General features: G+C 54.6%; 10 protein-coding genes and 1 tRNA gene. 3 read left to right on the forward strand and 8 right to left on the reverse strand.

The features are described 5' to 3' along the window. Together H7F20_RS02500 and H7F20_RS02505 are read right to left on the reverse strand one after the other, a co-directional pair. A complete protein-coding gene (locus H7F20_RS02500) occupies window positions 1-918 on the reverse strand; it encodes a cation diffusion facilitator family transporter (protein WP_185784560.1) in 918 nt (305 codons plus the stop codon). 27 nt (window positions 919-945) lie between these two features. Further along, a complete protein-coding gene (locus H7F20_RS02505; protein ID WP_185785804.1) occupies window positions 946-1,377 on the reverse strand; it encodes an RpiB/LacA/LacB family sugar-phosphate isomerase in 432 nt (143 codons plus the stop codon). A 602-nt stretch (window positions 1,378-1,979) separates the two neighbouring features. On the opposite strand from H7F20_RS02505, the gene rnr reads away from it, so the two are divergent. Genes rnr through H7F20_RS02520 form a run of 3 tightly spaced genes read left to right on the forward strand, consistent with a single transcriptional unit; the run spans window position 1,980 to window position 5,561 of the window. After that, entirely contained in the window at window positions 1,980-4,163 is a 2,184-nt protein-coding gene (rnr, locus tag H7F20_RS02510) for a ribonuclease R (protein ID WP_185784561.1), read from the forward strand. A gap of 33 nt (window positions 4,164-4,196) precedes the next feature. After that, window positions 4,197-4,889: a head GIN domain-containing protein gene (locus H7F20_RS02515; protein WP_255443957.1), complete on the forward strand. Its 693-nt coding sequence runs from the start codon at window positions 4,197-4,199 to the stop codon at window positions 4,887-4,889. 6 nt (window positions 4,890-4,895) lie between these two features. Continuing rightward, complete coding sequence (locus tag H7F20_RS02520; protein ID WP_185785806.1) at window positions 4,896-5,561, forward strand: LysE family transporter; 666 nt, start codon at window positions 4,896-4,898, stop codon at window positions 5,559-5,561. 59 nt (window positions 5,562-5,620) lie between these two features. Here the strand turns inward: H7F20_RS02520 and H7F20_RS02525 are convergent. The 6 genes from H7F20_RS02525 to H7F20_RS02550 all read right to left on the reverse strand — a co-directional run bounded on the left by H7F20_RS02525 (window position 5,621) and on the right by H7F20_RS02550 (window position 20,002). After that, a tRNA-Cys gene (locus H7F20_RS02525) sits at window positions 5,621-5,691 on the reverse strand. Between the two features lie 45 nt (window positions 5,692-5,736). Further along, complete coding sequence (folB, locus tag H7F20_RS02530) at window positions 5,737-6,099, reverse strand: dihydroneopterin aldolase (protein WP_185784562.1); 363 nt, start codon at window positions 6,097-6,099, stop codon at window positions 5,737-5,739. Between the two features lie 168 nt (window positions 6,100-6,267). Beyond that, complete coding sequence (locus H7F20_RS02535; RefSeq protein ID WP_185784563.1) at window positions 6,268-7,230, reverse strand: type IX secretion system membrane protein PorP/SprF; 963 nt, start codon at window positions 7,228-7,230, stop codon at window positions 6,268-6,270. A 19-nt stretch (window positions 7,231-7,249) separates the two neighbouring features. Further along, the gene (locus H7F20_RS02540) at window positions 7,250-15,592 is read right to left on the reverse strand and encodes a T9SS type B sorting domain-containing protein (RefSeq protein WP_185784564.1); all 8,343 of its coding nucleotides are present in this window, start codon (window positions 15,590-15,592) and stop codon (window positions 7,250-7,252) included. Further along, the gene (locus H7F20_RS02545; protein ID WP_255443958.1) at window positions 15,592-17,742 is read right to left on the reverse strand and encodes a type IX secretion system membrane protein PorP/SprF; all 2,151 of its coding nucleotides are present in this window, start codon (window positions 17,740-17,742) and stop codon (window positions 15,592-15,594) included. The genes H7F20_RS02540 and H7F20_RS02545 overlap by 1 nt, the downstream gene beginning before the upstream one ends. Window positions 17,743-17,749: 7 nt before the next feature. Further along, on the reverse strand, window positions 17,750-20,002 hold the full coding sequence (locus H7F20_RS02550; protein WP_255443959.1) for a gliding motility-associated C-terminal domain-containing protein: 2,253 nt from the start codon (window positions 20,000-20,002) through the stop codon (window positions 17,750-17,752). Window positions 20,003-20,235: the final 233 nt, after the last annotated feature.

Raw genomic sequence — 20,235 nt, forward strand, 5'->3', positions numbered from 1 at the left:
TCAGTGGTGGGCGATTACGCGTTTGCTGTCGCATTTGCCGAACTCCGGCTGTATGCTGATGTGGCTGATACCGAATTCGTGGTATACCTTCTCTTCGATCTCCCCGAGAATGGCCTCGAATTCGGAAAGGTTGATGTCCTTCTGAAAGTCGATGTGGGCTTCCAGGTGAACGGATTCCTCATTCAGCTGCCACAGGTGGACATGGTGCACGTTTTTTACGGGTTCCAACTCGCAGATACTGCTGACGATTTCCTGAACCCGGATATGGTTTGGGCTGAAAAGCATGAGTACCCGGGTGGAGGATTTAAGCAAATCATACCCCATATAAATCAGGTAACAGGCAATCAGGATGGTCAATGCCGGATCGATCCAGTACAGTTCGAAATAATACATCAGGATCCCACCGATCAGGACGGCTACAGAAGCCATCATGTCAGTTAACAGGTGCAGGTAGGCCGAGCGCATGTTCATGTTCTGTTTGGAATCCGCCCGCATCAGCAGCACACTTAATCCGTTGGCCAGGATGCCCAGGATGGAAAGCCAGATAACGATTCCTGTAACAATGGGCTGGGGTTCCAGGAAGCGCTCTACGGCTTCCTTGATCAGGAAGGCCGCCACCACGATCAGTGTGGCCGAATTGACAAAAGCCGCAATGATTTCCGCCCGGCGGTATCCAAATGTTTTGTTCAGGGAAGCTTCTTTCCGCGTCAGCCGGTTGGCGATGTAACTGACCACCAGGGAAAGAACGTCGCTGAGGTTATGGAGTGCATCCGAAAGCAGGGACAGGCTGCCGGAAATAAAACCCCCAATCGCCTGGGCTATGGTGATGATCAAGTTTAAAATAATGGATATCAGCAGGTTGCGCCCGCCAGTGGGCGCGTGGTGATGATGGTGATGGTGGTTGTGGGAGTGTCCCATACAAGGGGGGTTTCGAAAGGAAACGGGTCAGATACAGGGTATCTTATCAATGCGCCGTTGGTGCCGCCCGCCCTCGAAAGGGGTGTTGAGGAACGTACGGACCATTTCCAGTGCCTGGGGAATGGCAATAAACCGGGCAGGTAGCCCCAGGATGTTCGCGTCATTGTGTTCCCGCGCCAGTTTTACGATCTCCGTATTCCAGCAGAGGGCTGCACGGACCTCCTGGTGCTTATTGGCCGTCATACAGGCGCCGTTGCCACTGCCGCAGACCACGATGCCCAGGCTGGCCTCCCCGGAAGCCACATCCCGCGCAACCGGATGGATGAAATCGGCATAGTCAACCCCATCCGTGCCGTCCGTACCATGGTTGATTACTTCTATATTCATGGATTTCAGCAAGCCAATGATGGCGAGCTTGTACTCGGTGCCGGCATGGTCGTTGCCGATGGCTATTTTCATTTCCATAGCGAATGCTTTACCCTGATAAAGTTACAAAACCCAATCCGGTTAGACCATATCCCGCGCTATTAACATCCCTTTTTTAAAAATTATCCAACACCCTCGGAATAAGTATTTTAAAAAACCACGGATTGTTAAAAACCCAACCTATAAAAAATAACAACCTGACTTTGTTTTCCAGCAATAAAATTGCATTAACCCCAATTATCCAAAAAGTCAAATGGAATCTGTAAAATCTTGTCAGGGATTATGATAAAAAAAAAGCGGGTCATCAACAGCATTTTCCTAAAAATTTATCGATAATTTCCTGTTGAAAGCACTTATCAAATGCGGTTGATAACTTGCAGAAGCTACTGGAATCCATCGGATTTGCCCGGTAGAGATTGTCGATAGTCATTTGATTTCGGAAAACCCAAATCATTTCCGGAAATTTTATGAGCACTATTAACAAGCCATCATAACCATTATTCTTATTCTTAAAATTTAAATGGTAATAATAATAGTGCAATGAAATTGTTAATTGCCTGAGCCGGTTAATAGGCAGGACATCAGCCAACTCCTCGGAATATTATTCGTAATTTGCGGCGAAATTAAAATCGTACATGTCGAAAAGAAAAAAGCGGGCGAAGAATCACCTCACAAATGAAATTACCAAAGGCATATTCAGCGTATTAGAATCAGATCCCAAAAAGGACTTCAACTACAAACAAATCGCCGGAAAACTACAGGTCGGCGATACAGAGGGCAGGAACCTGCTGATCAAACGCCTCGGACAACTCGCCCAAAAGAAACGAATACAGGAAACATCCCCCGGTAAGTATAAGGCAATCCACAGCGTGGAGCTTTTTACCGGCCAGATCGATATCAATTCCCAGGGGAACGGATACGTTGTTATCCCGGAACTGGAACAGGACGTTTTTATAACGGCACCCAACCTGGGGCGGGCCTTTCACAAAGATACCGTGGAGGTGCAGCTGTTCCAGAAAAAACGGGGCAGCAAACCGGAAGGCAAGGTGGTCCGTATTATCGAACGCCGCAAAAATTCCTTTGTGGGCGTGGTGGACCAGTCGAAATCATTTGCCTTTGTCCGTCCCACTGATTCCAGGATGTACACGGATATTTTTGTATCCCTGGAAGATCTCAATGGTGCCAAGGACAAGGAAAAGGTACTGGTGGAAATCAAAAACTGGCCGGAGAACGCAGATTCCCCTTATGGCAGGGTTACCGAGGTACTGGGAATCCCAGGCGAACACGATACGGAGATCCATGCGATCCTCGCCGAATACGGCCTGCCCTATACCTTCCCCTCGGAGGTGGAACATTTTGCGAATTCCCTGGACACCCGGATCGACCCAAAAGAGGTTTCCAGGCGCAGGGACATGCGGGATACGCTTACCTTTACCATTGACCCCAGGGACGCAAAGGATTTTGACGATGCGCTTTCCTTCCAGGAATTGGAAAACGGGGATTTTGAAATCGGCATCCATATAGCGGACGTTTCCCATTATTTACAGGAGGACACCGTGCTTGAAGACGAGGCGTATAACCGGGCTACATCGGTCTACCTGGTGGATCGGGTGGTGCCCATGCTGCCGGAGATCCTCTCCAACAATGCCTGTTCCCTCCGGCCCCATGAGGACAAGTACACCTTCTCCGCTGTTTTTATCATGGACGAGGAGGCACGCGTTAAGGACCAGTGGTTTGGGCGTACGGTAACGCACTCAAACGAGCGCTTTGCCTACGAGGAGGCCCAGCATGTAATCGAGACGGGCCGGGGTTCCATCCCTGCCGATATATCCATCCGGGACAAGGCCTACCAGGTATCCGGGGAAGTGGTCAATGCCATCTATACGATGGACCGTCTGGCAAAGAAAATGCGCAAGCTGCGGATGCAGCACGGGGCGATTTCTTTTGACAAACTGGAGGTGAAATTTGAACTGGACAAAGACAACAACCCGGTGGGGGTCTTTTTCAAGGAGAGCAAGGACGCGAATAAACTCATCGAGGAATTCATGCTGCTGGCCAACCGGAAGGTGGCCGAGTTTATAGGTAAACAACGCCCGGAGAAGACCTTTGTTTACCGGACGCACGACGAGCCGGACGAGGATAAGCTCATTGCCCTCAACGGCATTGTCAAACGATTCGGTCACCAGTTGAATTTCAAGAACAAAAAGGCCCTGAACAGCTCCCTGAACCAGCTGCTGGAAGACGTGAGGGGGCAAAAGGAGCAAAATCTGGTGGATACGCTGGCGATACGGAGTATGAGCAAGGCTGCCTACAGCACCGATAATATAGGGCATTACGGTCTTGCTTTTGACTATTACACGCATTTTACCTCACCAATCCGCCGTTACCCGGACGTTATGGTCCATCGGTTGCTGCACCAGTACCTGAATGGGGCAAAATCCGCCCCGGAAGCCACTTACCAGGAAAAGTGCAAGCACTCCTCGGAAATGGAAAGCCTGGCCGCCAATGCAGAGCGGGATTCCATCAAGTACATGCAGATCAAATTCATGCAGGACCACCAGGACCAGGAATTCACGGGGGTTATCTCCGGGGTTACGGAATGGGGGATCTATGTGGAAATCATCGAAAATAAATGCGAAGGGATGGTGCGTACCCGGGATATAAAGGATGATTATTATACCTTTGATGAAAAGCAATACGCCCTGGTCGGCGAACGAAGGGGTAAAGTTTACCAGCTGGGCGATGAGGTACGGGTGATGGTAAAAAGCACCGACCTCATCAAGCGACACCTGGATTTTTCCCTCATCGGCAAGGCCTGACCCGGAGCATAACGTTGCACGAAAGTACCTAGGATGGGCTATCTCAGACTTCTAATCCTCTGTATCGGTATGCTCGGGCCCATGGCCGGAGGGCTGCTGGCACAGGACACCCAGGTCTCTCATGAGACGGGCGCCTTCCGCGAAATCAAGGTATTTGACGGTATCTCCCTGACCCTGATACGCAGCGACCGGAACGAGGCGGTGGTACGGGGTGAGAATACCCGGCAGGTGGCCGTGGTCAACAACGACGGGATCCTGAAGATCCGGATGGAAATCACCAAAATATTCAGCGGTTACAGGACCTTTGTGGATCTGTACTACACCCAGCCCCTGTTGGTGGTGGATGTCAATGAAGACGCCCGCATCGAATCCAAAGATGTGATCCGGCAGGATGTACTGGAGGTGAAAGCCCAGGAAGGCGGGGAGATCATCCTGCAGGCGGAAGTGACCCAATTCCTGGTCAAGGCGGTAACCGGGGGGATCATTACGGCCAGCGGCAGCTCGAAAAACCAGGATGTGCAAATCAACACTGGGGGGATCTACAAAGGCGAAAAGTTCCGCACCGGTTTTTGCACAGTCAATGTAAATGCAGGTTCCACGGCCGAAATCCGGGCTACCGACTATGTAAAAGCCACTGTGAAGGCCGGGGGCAAGGTTTTTGTCTTCGGGAACCCGGCGAAAATGGAAGAGAAAACGGTATTTGGCGGAACCATTAAACGTATGTAGCAGGTGATTTGGGAAGATATACACGCGGCACTACCCCTGGGTTTCTTTTTGAGCTTCATGGTAGGACCGGTGTTTTTTGTCCTCCTCGAAACCGGCGCCACCAAGGGCTTCCGGGCTGCCCTCGCTCTGGACATGGGGGTGGTCCTGGCCGATATCCTTTTCCTGACCATTGCCTACTTCAGCAGCTTCCAGCTCCTGGAAAACCTGAGCAACCAGCCGGGGCTCTATGTATTCGGCGGGGTAATCCTGCTGGTTTATGGGATCACCACTGTATTCCGTTCCGATTTCAAGGAAAAGAAGCCGCATATCGTGACGCGTTCCTCGGATTATTTCGGGTTGTTCGTCAAGGGCTTCCTGCTGAATTTCATCAATATCGGCGTACTGGTTTTCTGGTTGGGGGTCATTATTATCGTGGGGCCCAGCCTGGACAACCAGCCCGACCGCATCATCACCTTCTTTACGGCCATGCTGGCCACCTACCTGGCCACGGATATCCTGAAAATACTGCTGGCCAAGCAACTCAAGAAAAGTCTTACGAGGGAGCGCATCCACTGGGTCAAAAAGGCGTTGGGCATTATCCTGGTCATCTGCGGGATTGTGTTGATCATCAAGGGTTTCCTCCCCAAGGACAAGCTATCCATCGAACAGGGCATCGAACTCATCCGGGAATAACCCTCCAACGGGATCCCCCAATAAAAAACCCCGGCATTGCCGGGGTCTTTCATTTGTTGAGGCATCGAGCGGATTCGAACCGCTGTACAAGCTTTTGCAGAGCTGTGCCTAGCCACTCGGCCACGATGCCTTTAGCAGGGGTCAAAGTTAATACATTCCACCCATCCAAAAAATTTCAGTCCCTGTTTTTATGCAGGCAGACAGTCACTTGCTGCACATCCCCACCAATGGGAGGGTTGATTTTTGAAACGGCCACTTCGGCGGATTTTACCGCCGGCAGTTCCTCCAGGACCCGGTCCAGGATGCGGGCGGCAACGGTCTCGATAAGTTTGGTGCGGATGGCCATTTCCTCCCGGATAATGCTTTGAAGGTGTACGTAATCCACCGTATCCCCCAACCGGTCCGAACGGGATGCGGCGCTGAGGTCGGCGGTTACTTCCAGGTCTACCCGGTAGTCCGACCCGATCATTTCCTCTTCCTTCAGGCACCCGTGGAAACCATAGAGCCTGACATTTTCCAATCGAATTTTACCGAGCATGCGAGAGGTGTTTTGTGCAAAACTAGGAAAAATTGCCGCAGCAGGCCCGGTGCCTTTCGACCCGTACGGTCGGCCACAGCGCGTGCGGATCCCTGCAGCCTGTCCGAATACCCGTAACCGGAAGGATATCCGGGCCTGTCCCGGGATCGGCGGCAACCCGGTTTCCGGTTAGTACGTACAGCGGCAGTTGCTGAGCCCCTGGAAGAGGTCCATCCCCACCGTGATCACGTGGGTCCCGTAGCTGTAGGCCAGGATGTCGTTCAGGATCACCTGCACGGAATAGCCAAAGTAGAAGTTGTTTTTCTTGAGGCCCACGAACGGGGCAATGTAAAGCGGCCTGCCGATCTGGTCGTTCAGGAATCGGTAGTTGATCCCCCCGTAGTAGTAATCCTCAAAATCGTAGAGGCGCACCTTGACGTTCAGGTCGGTTTCCGAACGGCCGTCGCTCTCAAAGATTTTATACAGGGCGGACGGCTCGATTTCCACCCGGCTGTTCTTGTTCTTCGAATACCGGAATCCGGTATAGACGTAATAGTTCCGCAGGTGGTTCGGTTCAAAGATGGGGTTGAAACTCGTCAGGTCCTTGTCCAGCAGGTTGGAGGCATTCACCGCCACGTAGAACTTGTTGATCCGGTACATGAGCCCCACATCGAAGTTGTGGTTGCTCGTGGATCGGTCGTCCGTGACATTCGGGTCATTCAGCGGATCGCCGTTGGCCTCGCGGAATTCTTCGATGTTGATCCGGAACTGGTTGAAGTTGTACGAGATCCCGAAAGACAGGAATTCATCCTCGTACCGGTCCAGGGTCAGGTGGTGGGCAAAGGAGAGCCGCGCCCCCTGTTGGCGGGTATAGCCGTTTTTGTCGTTGTAGAGGAAGATCCCGAGCCCGGATTTGTTCCCGATCCGCGCATCTGCCGCCAGGGACTGGGTCTGGGGGGCATCCTTGATCCCCACCCACTGGCTGAGGCCGTTGAGGCGGATCTTCACGTGGTCACCAATCCCCGCATAGGTGGGGGCCAACACAAAGGGGTTATCCGCCAGGTATTGGGACAACTGGGGCGAATTCAACTCCTGTCCGCGCACACCCAGGCACCCCAACAGCAACATCCCTAATAAAAATCTCCAGCGCATAGTGTTGTAGGTTAATACGTTAACGGTACAGGGTGAAATGCCCGACGAATTCGCGGTCGTCCCGCTCGCCGTTTAGCTTGACCACATACCAGTAGTCTCCGGTGGGCAACTCCCTACCATCGTAGGTTCCGTCCCACCCCTGAACGCCGTAGGAGAGCTCGGCAACCACTCTACCATAACGATCATAAATTTTGATTATTATTTCCGGGAAGCCTTCCATGTTGTCAGGCAGCCAGAAATCATTGTTTCCGTCCCCGTCAGGGGTGAAATAGTTCGGGATTTCGATATCGATGAATTCCATCTCGATCTGGGCAATGGCCTCACAACCGTTCTGGTCTACCACGCGGACGGTGTATACCCCGGACGCATTGATGTAGTACGTATTGTCCTCCCCGTTGTCGTCATCGTTGAAATAGAAGGTGTATGGGGCCACGCCTCCTTCGGCCAGGGCCGTGATTTCGTTGATGTTCCGCTGCTCCAGGGTCAGGGTAAGCGGTTCATACCCCTCGATTTCAAAATCGATGGTCCGCACGCATCCGTTGGCATGAGATATGGCCAGGTAATGCGGGCCGGGAGAGAGTCCGGCAAAATTCGCATCCAGTTGCATATCGGCAGGATCCGTGGAATCAAGGGCATAGAGCACCTGATTTTCCATTGTCGGGTCGTCCAGGGTTAATTCAATATAGTTGTCAGGGATATTACCCACGCATTCGTATACCGGGGTGACGGTTGCGTTCAGGTTAACGCCCGGATCGACCTCGGCGATAACATTGGTCTCACAACCCTGAGCATCCCGCACAAAGATGACATAGGAGCCTGCCGCAAGCCCTCCAAAGGTGGATTGGGCCGGTCCGAAAGCCTCCGGCGCATTTGAGTTGAATGCAGTTTCGTAAGGGGCCGTGCCTCCGTTGATAACAATATCGATTACCCCATCCGAGTTTCCTGCACACACCTCGGGAGTCGAAGTGGCCTCCACTTCCAGCGGAGTGGGTTCCCCGATAGTGAACTGAAAAGTCAGGAAACAACCGTATATATCCTGTGCTATCACGTCGTAAACACCCGGTTCGAGGTCTGTAAAGACATTGCTTTCGTCAAACTTGTCCAGGTTGGGAGATATGGCGTAAAGGATCGTACCGCTACCACCGGACACCTCCACGGTGATCGTACCGTCGTCTTCCCCGGCACAGGTGATATCTGTGGACTCCTGGCGGTCTACCTGGAGTGGTGCCGGCTCATCAATAACTATGGCCCCAGAGACTGTTTCACAGTCCTGGCTGGTCACAAGGACCCAGTAACTGCCCGTGCCGAGGTTGTTGAAGTCCCCGTTGGACTGGGGCCCGGACAGCAGGTCGGACAGGGACGAATCGCCGTAGAGCTCATACATATAGCTTCCCAGGCCGCCGCTCGCCGAAGCGAAGATGCTGCCGGTCATTTCCCCGGCACAATTCACCAAGGCGGCGCTGTCGTCGATGGTGAGCACCAGCGGGGGAACCGGCTCGATGGATACCTGGTTGGAGATGTCCGCCCGGCATCCGAAGGAATCCCGTACGTAGTACTGGTAGATCCCGTCAGAAACGCTGAAAGTATGCGTATTGCCTCCGGACATCGGACTGTAGTTCACCCCGTCCGTACTGTATTCGTAGGGTGCCGTACCGCCTGATGCCGTAAGCACCAACCCGGCATCCCCCGTACAGGTCATGGTAGCGGATTGGACCAGGTTGGCCACGACTTCGGTGGGTTCCGTGATGGCCACCTGGGCGGTTTCCACCTCACATCCCCAGGAATCCGAGACCGTAATGCTGTAGATGCCCGCACCCAGCCCGGTAAACTCCTCGCTCGGCTGGAAGCCGGAGGTAAATTCGATCGTGCTGCCGGTGTCGTCGTAATAATTGAGCTGGTACTGGTAACTGCCCGAGCCCCCGGAGACGTTTATCGCGGTTACCACCCCATTGCTGTCCCCGTAACAGGCCAGCATGGAAGGTACGGCCGTGATGTCTGCCGTTACCGGTACCGGCGGCAGCAGGTCGAGGGCGTCGTTGTAGACGCAGTCCCCATCGTCGGTAACCGCAACGGTATAGGACCCGGCAGATAGCCCAGTAAAGACAAAAGCCGAAACGTCGTTGGCCGTCCAGGTCTGGGAAGTACCCGTGTTGGTCAACACGATATCAAAAGGGCTGTAGCCCCCGGACGGATCCACCAGGATCTCGCCCAGGTCGTCCGAACAGGTCACATCTGCGATCTGCTGGACCACGGCGGTAAGCGGGCTGGGGGGCGACATGATGGTCACCACGTTCGAATCGCTGCTGCAGAAAGGCGTCCCGGTCTGTGTGATACGGACAAAGTAGTTTCCGCCGCCCAGGCCGCTGATCACCAGCGGGTTTGTAGTCGTGGATCCGCTACCGTTAACCCCGGCCGGGGCTCCGGTGGAATCGAAGACCTGATAGTCGTAATTGCCGGTGTAGTTCGTCACGTCGATGGTGAGAGAGCCGTCGGCATCCCCGAAGCAGCTAACAGGGGTATCAGGTGCAGCGACAATGTCCATGATATCGTACGGGGGCACCACAAAGGGCTCCGTATCCACCCAACAGCCGGTAGTTATGTCGGTAACCCGGAAGACATAATTGTCGGGGGCGCTCAGGTCAAAGGTGGCCTGGTTGTACGCTGGGTTGCCTGTGGGCGTACCATTCGGGTTCCCGACGGGCAGCAGTTCAAACGTGTAGACGTTTGACGTGTCCCCGTTATCGGTTACCGTTATCAGGATCGATTCCGGGTTGATACAGGTAATGGCGGTCACCTGGCTTACGTTGGCAGTAAATCTGTTCAATGGTTCAATGGTCACGTCTGCAGTGGCCACACAGCCATTGCCGTCCCGCACGTATACCGTGATGTTCTGCTCGGATCCGGTATCCGCTACTTTGAAGGTGTTGTCCGTGATGTAATTTACCCCGTCGATACTGTAGAAATACGGGGCAGTTCCACCGGCTGGAGTAGCCGTAATGACCGATTCCGAAATCGTATTGCCTGCCGTACAACTGAACTCGGTGGCGCTTGCCGCTAGGCTTACGGGCGGGGGTTCAGAGATGACGATGGGCTCCCGGAGCGAACATCCCCTTCCGGAAAGAGCTTCCACCTCGTAGGTGCCGGCAGGAAGACCTGTAAACCACGGGTTTGTTTGTGGTCCTGCCAGAAGTATCCCACCGTTATCGTACAGGTTGTAGGTATAGGGTGGATTATCATTCACCCCAGCGGTCACGGGCTCCAGGTTGACACGAACCGCCCCGTCTGATTCGCCAGCGCAACTCGCGTTCACGATCGTATGCGGATCAAAGGTGACCGGGGAGGCCATTTCTAGGACCACCTGGGCAGCGGCTTGCAGGGTACACCCGCTGGTCGTGTCGTAGACGACCGCGATATAGGTATCCGGGTCGAGTCCTGTAAACACGTTGGATGCCTGGGGCACTCCACCAGTAATGCTCGAGTTGGTGCCATCCAGCAGATCGTAGGCGTAATTGCCTGAACCGCCCTGGGCCGTCAGGGTGATTTCCCCATCCGTACCCGTACAACTGGGTTGTGCCGTCGCCTGGGCACTAATGCCCAGTGGGGTTTCAATATACACGTTGACGGTGTATACGCACCCATTTGCGTCCCGGACAGTTATGGTGTGGGCCCCTGACAATACACCCGAATAGGGATGCGTGTCTCCGGCATTTGCCAGGGAAGTCGTCTGGAAGGCTCCGCCATCCAGGCTGAGGGCATGGGGGCCGATGCCTGCACCATCCAGAGTGACAACGATTTCAAACCCGCCTTCAGTTGCAACGCACTGGTTGTTGGCCACAGCCGAGATCAAAGGCTCGGGGTCCGTTGCAATGGTCAGGTCTACCGGACCGGCCATACACCCGCTGGAATCCATTGCATAGGCATCCCAATCGGTGCTGACCGCCGGGTCGAGTTCTTCATACCCGTTGGAAGTAAAGTCTCCCGGTACGGGGGCCACCCCATCCTGCACAAAGGCATAGACAAAGGACCCGCTTCCACCGGTAGCCCGCACGGTAGCCTGGGCCAGTTCATTACAGTTGGCATTGTTGAGGTCTACCAGGGAGAGGTTGATCGGCGACGGTTCGAGGATCCTGAATGCATAAGTGTTGGAACAGAATGGGCTCTGGTCTTCCTCAAATTGCAGAATATAATCGCCTGGGTCCAGACCTGTAACTGTTACCACAGACGTCGGATCGCCCAGGGTGGCGTCAATGCTGCCTGTAAATCCGGTTGGGTTATTGGTCAGGGCCTCCAAGATGCTGTAGGAAAGGGTCGATACGCCGGGGTCAAACCCGGTAAGCTGGAAGGCGATGGAGCCATTTGTGGCACCGAAACAGGTAACGTTTGTTACAACGGGTTCCGGAACCACGTCCAAACTGGAAGGGGCGGGAATTGTCACTTCCTGGTAACTCGTGCAATTGGTGTCGTTGTCTGTAGCTTCGAAGACATAGGTCTGGCCCGGGTTCAGGTTGTAGAACTCGGCAATTTCCTCCAGAGGGCCACCGGCATATTCAGCATCCGGAGGCGTCCCGATCCCGTAAATATTGAAGGTGTAGTCGCCGGAACCTCCGTCGGCGGAAAGAATAACGGTTCCTCCGTTGATACAATCCGAGGAAGTGTTCGAGATCAGGTTCAGGAACGGGTTGGCCCTTACACGCACTGGGCTTTCATAATATTCGCAGCCGTTGTAGTCGATAATCCGGATGTAGTAGTCCCCGAATTCGAGCCCGCCGAAACTGGCCGTGGTGCTTGAAGTATTCACGATCGGGTTCGGACCAGTTGTAGCCACGATATTGTTCTGGTTGTCGTACAGGGTATACGAGTACGTCGGGGTGCCCGGGCTGGTCAGGGTTACGTCGATCTGGCCCGGGATATTACCCCCGCCGGGAGTTCCCGAACAGGAGACATCGGTCACCGTTACATTTGCATCCAGTAAAGGCGGGTCCGTCAGGACTGCGGTGTCGGTAAAGATACAGCCGTTGATGTCCCGCACTATGTACGGATAAGAACCTGCTGCGAGGCCCGTATAAACGGTTTGCGCGCTGAATCCGGACCCGTTGAAATCCACCTCAAAGGGTGCCTGCCCGAAATTCGGGTCGATATCGATTTCAACGATGCCATTGGCATCCCCGAAACACGTCGGGTCAGTGGTTGTGGCTATCGCTTGCGGGTTGACGGCCGGGGTGGTGGTAACCACATTGGTTTCGGCGGAGCACCCCTGACTGTCCGTAATCCGAAACTGGTAGGTGCCTGCAGCAGTTGCGGTATAGGGAAAACCTCCTGCAAACGGGGTGTATCCCGAACCGTTGAAGTTAAGTTCATACGTAAAAGGTCCTGCACCCCCTACGAGTGCCAGGTCGATGACGGCATCGGGGGAGATGCTGCAATCAAAATCCTTGGTCAGCACGGCATTTCCGGCCAGTTGCTCCGCGATGGTCACGCTGACGTCGTCCGTACAGCCGTTGGCATCCATCAGGATAAAGGAATAGGTCCCCGGTAGGAGCCCACCGAAGGTGTTGGAGCTTTGGAAGGGCCCTCCGTCGATATTGTAGAAATACGGGGCCGTGCCTCCTGTGCTTCCCAGGATTATAGTGGCCGGTGCACCGGACTGGTAGCACAGGATGGAAGCCGGGTCGATACTGGCAACGGGCTCCGGCGTATTGACGACATCAAAGGTGTCGGTTACTTCGCATCCGCCGGCATCCCGTACGGTGATCGTATAGGTTCCCAGTTGGGTAAGTCCGAGGAAAACTGCGCTGTTCTGGGGTCCGATCACACTGTTGTCCGGCTGTTCGATTTCGTACTGGTAGCTGCCCCAGCCGCCACTGGCCGATATTTCTACCGAACCGTCTGAAACACAGGACGGGGGCGTCAGGTCAAAGCTGAAATCCAGGGGTGATACCGGCCCTTCTACCGTTACGGTCTCTGTGTCCGTACACCCGGTTGTTTCGTCGGTTACGACAATCGTGTAATTCCCGGCGTCCAGGTTGTCCAATGTGATGGTGCCTGTGGACTGCCCCGTTACGGGAGCCCCTCCGTTCAGGGTATAGCTGTAAGTGGTGTCGAAATCACTGACGTTGAACAGGGCAGTCCCGTCCGTGACCCCGAAACAGCTTACGTTGCTGGTCAGGGAACCGGAAACCTGAACCGGGATCAGGCTAGGGATGGTATGGTTTTCCGTGTATTCGCACCCGCTGTCGTCGGTTACCCGGAAGGTGTAGGTGCCGGAAGGCAGGTCGCTGAATGTTGCGGTGTCCCCGGCAATGGCATCCGCAGGTATGGACGAGGGCGCAATAATCTCGACCACAAACGGTTGGGTCCCATTGGAAACGGTGACCGTAACGTCCGAGGTCATTGCCGCACAGGACATATTCGTATTGGCGAAGGTCAGGTCGTCCGGGGGGTTGGCCGGGCTGATGGTGATGGGGTTTGTTTCCACCACACATCCGTTGTCATCCCGTATGGTAACCGTGTACGTGCCGGGCAGCAGGCCGGTAAAGGTCTCGGCCCCGGCCCCGGAGGTAAAGTTGCTCCCGTCGATGCTGTATTCGTAAGGGGCCGTTCCCCCGCTGACGTTTTGTACTTGTACGGTCCCGTCCTGCAGGCAGGTATAATCCTGGATCAGGGCCAGGTCCCCTTCCAGGGCGGTTGCCGGGCCGTCAATGGCATAAAACTCGTAGAAATCGCAGGAAGCGCTGCCCTTGCGGAAATTCAGGTGGACGAGGTAATCGCCCGGGGGCAGACCGGTAAAGTACCCAGAGGAGTTGCTCGCCACCAGGACATCGGCGGGGTCAAGCTCATCCAGGGTGCCGTAATCCTCGTACAGGTTAAAGGTCAGTTGGTACCCGTTCCGGTTGATAACGTCGTAGATGATGGCGCCGTCCGAAGCCCCGAAACACTGCACGTCCACAATGGAATCCAGTACGTAATCCACCGGGGGTACGAAGTATATGGTAACCGTGTTTGAGATGTCAAAACAACCAAAGCGGTCCACGACCACAAATGTGTACCGGCCGGGATCCCAGATATCGAAGATCTGGCTGGTCTGGAACTCGGATTGAGGAATGTCGTCAGTTGTGGCATAGGATATCTGGGCAACCCCGCCTTCATCAATGTATTCCCAGATGGCATAGGTGTGGGGTACCTTGCCGCCGTTAGATTCCATCAGGATGTTTCCCTCTTTACAGGTAATGTGTTGGGAAACCCGCGAAAACAACTCCAGGTCGGAGCTGTCGATTATGGTCGCCTGTTCGGTATAGGTACAGCCGTTTTCCAGGTTGACGGTTACGTCATAGGTCCCCGGGTTGATGTTTGCAAAGGTGTAACTGGTATCTGTAGTGGGCCCGTACATATCCACGAGGGTCCCACCCTGGGAGATCCGGAACGTGAACGGCGCCTCCCCTTCCGTGATGGCGACGGAGAGGTCCCCGAGGCCGGTACAACCGGCTTCCGTCGTGGTGATGTCAACGGCCACGTTTTGTTCGGCAATTGCAATGTTGTCCAGGAAGAACACGCATCCGCCGCTGACGCCTTCCTGCCGCATTTCCACGGTGTAATTCCCGGCAATGCTGATGTCGAAGTCCGGGTCTGCCTGGGCACCGTAAGGCACCAGGATGCTGCCGGTATCGGCGTTTAGGAGTCGGAATTCGTAGTCTTCCGGGATGTTGGTCACCGTGATGTTCCCGGTGGTCCCGCAAATAATGTCAGTGGCTATATGTTGCGGCTCATAGGGGTTTTTGTACACCTTGAAGTAGTAGCGCTTGAAGCAGCCGTCGTCAAAGTCCACTTCCAGGCGGTATTCCCCTGCGCTGGTCAGTTGATATGTGTCGCCGGAACCTACATTGTTCCAGCCGCATGTGGAATTCTTATTAGCGCAATCCTCCACCTGGGAAGGGCAACTTCCCTCGTTGAGTTGCTGCCAGTTGATACTGGTGGCTCCTGGGATACTGACCTGGAGTGGCTCGATATCATTCAACCCGCAAAGGAATATCTTGGCCAGCTCTTCCCCGTCGTTTGGGCAGATTACCACCTCCCCATCGATGGTATTAGCCGTGTTGTTGACGAGGACTGAGATCGGGTTGGGTTGGGTATCGCAGTTCATGGCCCCGGTGGTTATCTCCGGACGCGCAGCGACAAAGCCCCCTGGATTTACCAGGTAGGAATGCGGGTCCGCGTATTCCGGACCGGACACATTGAGAGCAGTCAGCGGCTTTTCTGCGGCGACGGCCCCTTTATCCGGTAAGGAACCAGGTAATGCGATTCCGTATGCGATGCTTATAAGGCCTGTCAGTACGAGCAGGGCCCATGTCGGTTTGTTGGTTCTCATCAAGCAATAAGATTTGGGGTAACACGCATGATCCACATTTTGTCGTCATACATGTTGTTGAGCTTTGAGTAGTAGGAAATAAGCGCGCTGTTCCAATTCTGGTGGCGCTTTACATAGACATATCGGTATTTATTGGCAGGGTTGATAAAGTAACTCGCACTAAGCCCCAGTGAGTTGAGATATTTTACGAACCGATTTGCATTTTTTGGATTTGCAAACACGTTGGCAATCAGGTAGTAGCTCGTACCCCCCTGCCCTGCGACAAAGCGGTCGTCGGCTTCCGCGGCGGCCACCTTGTCCTGGGCCACCACGTTTTTCTGAAGCACATCAGCCTGGTATTGTTCGGACTTTTCCTCGATCCGGCGGGTGTTGTCGGCATACGCCTCGTTGCTGTAGCGGTTGGCGACATTCATGACCCAAAGGTCACCCTGGTAGGCGCCGTCAACCCCGGAACGTACGGCCCGGGCAGCATCTTCCCAGTTGTCGAACCGGGTCAGGTACACGTATTTCAGCCCGTTGTTCTTGTTGTCGATATAATCCGCCTGGAAGCCATCCTGGTTGAGGCGGTCCATGAATTTGTCCATGTAGGTGGTACCCTTGTACACATTGGCCACCACGTAGTAGCCGTCCTGAACGCCCTGCAGGTCGCGGAATTTCCGGCTCCTGACCTGGGTTTCCCCTGTTTGGGCAGCAGTGCGTTCCCCGTCCCGGGTTTCCTTTACATCCGCGGCAGCTACGGCCGTCCGGTCATTGGCGCGGGCAGGCAGCTTCCGCGCTTCTTCCTGCAGGTTGGCGGCTGCGTCCCGGTCAGTTTTTGTCTGCCGGTCTTCCAGGTTGCGGTCAATGCCTGCCAACTGGGTTTTGTCAGTTCGGTTTTCAGGAGAAATACCAGAAGGTATATTCGTTGAATCATTTGCGGCCAGGCGGGTTTGGTCGTTGTTCACAAAATAGACCTGGCGCGCTTTTTCCTCCAGGTCTGCCCGGTCACCGCCGGTTTCCTGGCGGACCATGCGCATGACCATTTCAAAGCGCTGCTCCAGCTCCCGCTGGCGGCTGTTTTCCAAAGAATCCTGACGAAACATCAGCTCCGCGAGGATGGCGTCGTTTTCGGCCAGGCGTCGCTTGAGTTCCGCGATCTCCGTATCCTTGTCCGTCACTTCAATGGGTTCTTCCCCGGCCTCAGCCAGGGAGTCCTCCATCTCGTTCTCGAGCATGACCCGGTCTTCGGTCAGGTTGGGCGTAAAGGAGTAGGCAAAGGAGATCTCGTGGGTCAGGCCCAGGTTATCGAAGGAATTGGACAGGCCTTTCTCCATGGTATATCCGATCGAGAGCCTGCGGTTGATGTTGAAACCGATACCGGCAGAGGCCCCGTAGAAGCTGTCGTAGCCTCCCTGCAACCATCCCAGCTTGGGCAGGTCCAGGATCAGGTTACCCCCGAGGACGGTCTCGTCCTCCCCCACTTTCCTGACCCGTGCCAATGGCATCAGGCGGCCTTCTTCAAAGATGCCGGAGGTTGCAGGAAACTGATGGGTATATTGCAGGTGGCCCGAAAAGGTTTTGTCCTTGAATTCCGTAATAAAATCACTGGCCTTCAGGTTATAGTCAATGAGGTTTTCCGCATAGACCCCAAAGTCAAAGGGGCCGTAGGAAATATTGAAACCGGGCTGGAACGTCAGGAGTGAACTGTTCTGGAAACCGCTCAGGAACGGGTCTTGCTCCACCGGGTTGGCAATGCTTTCGTCAAACCCGCTGCTGTAGTAGGAGAGGTTTGCCCCGAATGTAAAATTGCTCTTGTCGCTCAGTTTCACCCCGTAGGCGTAGTTGGCCAGGACACCGTAGTTGCTCAGGGTGCCTTCGCGCTGTGTATACAGGCTCAGCCCCAGGCCCGAGCGGTCCCCGATCCGGCCGCTGTAGCTCAGGAAGTACATCTGGTTGTTGTCGTCAAATGATACCGATTGGTTTCTGTGCAGCAAGTTAATGTACGACTTGTCTTCCCGTACCGTGGAAAAGGTCGGGTTGATCAGGAAGCGGTTGTATTTCAGCAGGTTCTGTGAGGGCACTTCGTAGGCGAGGATCGGGTTCTCCTCCTGGGCCCGCAACAGGGGACCGGTAGTGCACAACAACAGTACGAACATTAATATGCGTTTCATCGGGTATTTAGCGTATTACGGTAATGGTACCTTGTTTGAGTACTTTTCCAGTATCCCGGATCTTGTAATAGAACACCATGTTCTGTCTTGGGAAACTGGTGGCCGATGACGGCCAGTTATTCTGGTAACTGTTTTCATTCAACACTTCCTCCCCCCGCTCGTTGTAGATGATCACGTTGACATCCGGGCGGTTGGAATAGGTATTGGGCAGGATCCACTGGTCGTTGATGCCATCGCCATTCACGGAGATGACGTTGGGCACGCGGAAGGTATCCAGGTAGGAGACCGTCACGGACCGCGCCACTTCGCATCCGCCAATGGTGGCAATCAGGAGGTAGTCACCGGCTTCTGTAAAAGAATAGGAAGAGGTACTGCTAATTTGGATATTGTTGCTGTCGATCCAGCGATAGGTTTCCCCACCGGAGGCGGTAACCGTCCGGGCACTGCCCTCCGGTATCCGGATATCCGTGCCGGGATCCAGGGTGATCAGGTTTTCATCCAGGCTGTTGAGCACCAGGTCGTTGGAAGGCACCGGGCAACCGCTGCGCATGACGACCAGCTGGTAGGTACCGGGAGCACTGACATCGATGGAGGCAGTTGCCAGGTTCAGGTTCACCCCGTCCCGGTACCAGTCAAAGGTGGCGCCGGTCAGGTCGGTGGAAGTGGAGATGGATATCGGTTCGGACGGACCGCACACGGTCGTTTCACTTCCCGCAATGGTGATGAGTTCGTCTACCCGCAACTGTACGCTGAGGGTGTTGGAAGCGGGGGTAAAGGAGGAAATGCTGCCTTCCAGGCGGTAATCCCCGTTTTCAGAGATATCAGCCAGGCTGATGGCGGATGCGGTGGCCCCGCTGACGGCCGTGCCGTCATGGAACCACTGGAAATTCATATCGGCCATGAGTCCGGCGGTAACGTCCGTGGATCCGCCGCTGCCGTCAAGGGCGCGGATGGCGGATACTTCCAGGACGATGTCCGTGTTGGTGCAGGCCGCATAAGAACCGTTGTAGGCAATGTCGATTTCAAGGGACGCAGGAATCACTACCTGGGTGGGATCCGAGTCAATGGAGGTAGCGGAGCAGGCGCCTCCTGAAAGGGAAACACGGGCAAAATAGGTCCCGGTCTCGGTGTCTGAAACGGTCAGTGTGGACCCGGTAGCTCCCGAAACCGGGGCTCCGTCGCGGTACCATTGGATGGTCGCACCGGTCGCATCCGTGGATACGGAAAGATCCTGGGTCTGTCCCGGCAAAACCACTACAGACGCGGGGTTGTCCCGCGTGACGGTAAAGTTGCCGGAATTGGTAATGGCAACCGCAGGGGATTGTTCCACACAGGCACCGGTCCCGAAGATCTCCACGGAGTAGGCCCCTTCAAAACCGGCAACGGAGGCGTCCACCGTATAGGTGTCATTGTCCACGGCCGGGGAGGTGATAGCGGTTCCATCCCGGAACCAGGTATAAGTAAGCCCCTGGCCGGTGATATTGGCGGTCAGGTCCAGGGTTTCGCCCGGACAAAGCGTTGTTTTGGCGGGCGGGTTGATGGCAATCCCAAGGCTATTGCCCACTGTAACGTCGATAAGCCTAGATAGGGTGTTAGACGAACCCGAGCAGGAACCGTAATCGATTTCGACGTTGTACATTCCTGAATTTGAAACCGTTATTGACGATCCTTTATCAGAGAGCAGCGTACCGCTTCGGTACCAGTTGAACTGGTAGGTGTCTGCATTGGCAAGGTTATAGACCTCTAGTGAGATTGCGTTTCCGTCGCATACCTGCGCGATACCATCCCCGTAATCCGTTTTTCCCTGTTGACGTATACTTATGCTATTGTTTACATCGATAAAATACATGGGATAGGCTGCCGAGGCGGGGCTGGTCTGAGACGGGCTGGTGCTCTTGACACGCAACCGGTACCCTTCGCCCCGCGTTCCGGCAGGCACTGAGAACTGGAAATAAAAGTCAAATGTGGTATTCATGTCGGCGACGCGCGCCAATTCCTGAGGACTGTCAAAGGCGCCATCGGCGTCGGACAGTTCCAGGACAAATTCGTTATCAGCATTGACCAGGGGCGGACTCCAGGTGAAACTCACCCAATAATCGTTGAAAGAATCGGACGAACAGGCCGCTGACCAAGGGGTGTTCCCTATGGGAGGTGTTTGGTTTGGGGCTGCCTGGGGGGCATTGAGTACCTGTGCCATCCCGGAATGGGCGCACAGCAATCCCCACAGTAGGGCTGTGGCAATACGTAATTTTTGGTTCATGGCTCTCATGTTTACTTATTAGCTACTTGGTGATTGCCCTACTTAGTCCGGTTTTTGAGGCGCTGCCTATGCCGATCCCCGCTCAATCTGAGCAGGTGGCAGACCTGTGCAACCTGACTTTACCTAACAAATATGCTCTTTAGGCGCCCCACAGGGAATTTATTGTTGTCGCATGGACTATTTATGTTGTGAAATGGGGGGATTTGTATGAATGCCGTGCAATACATCTATTT

This window comes from Robiginitalea sp. SC105 (assembly GCF_014243345.1).
GTDB lineage: Bacteria > Bacteroidota > Bacteroidia > Flavobacteriales > Flavobacteriaceae > Robiginitalea.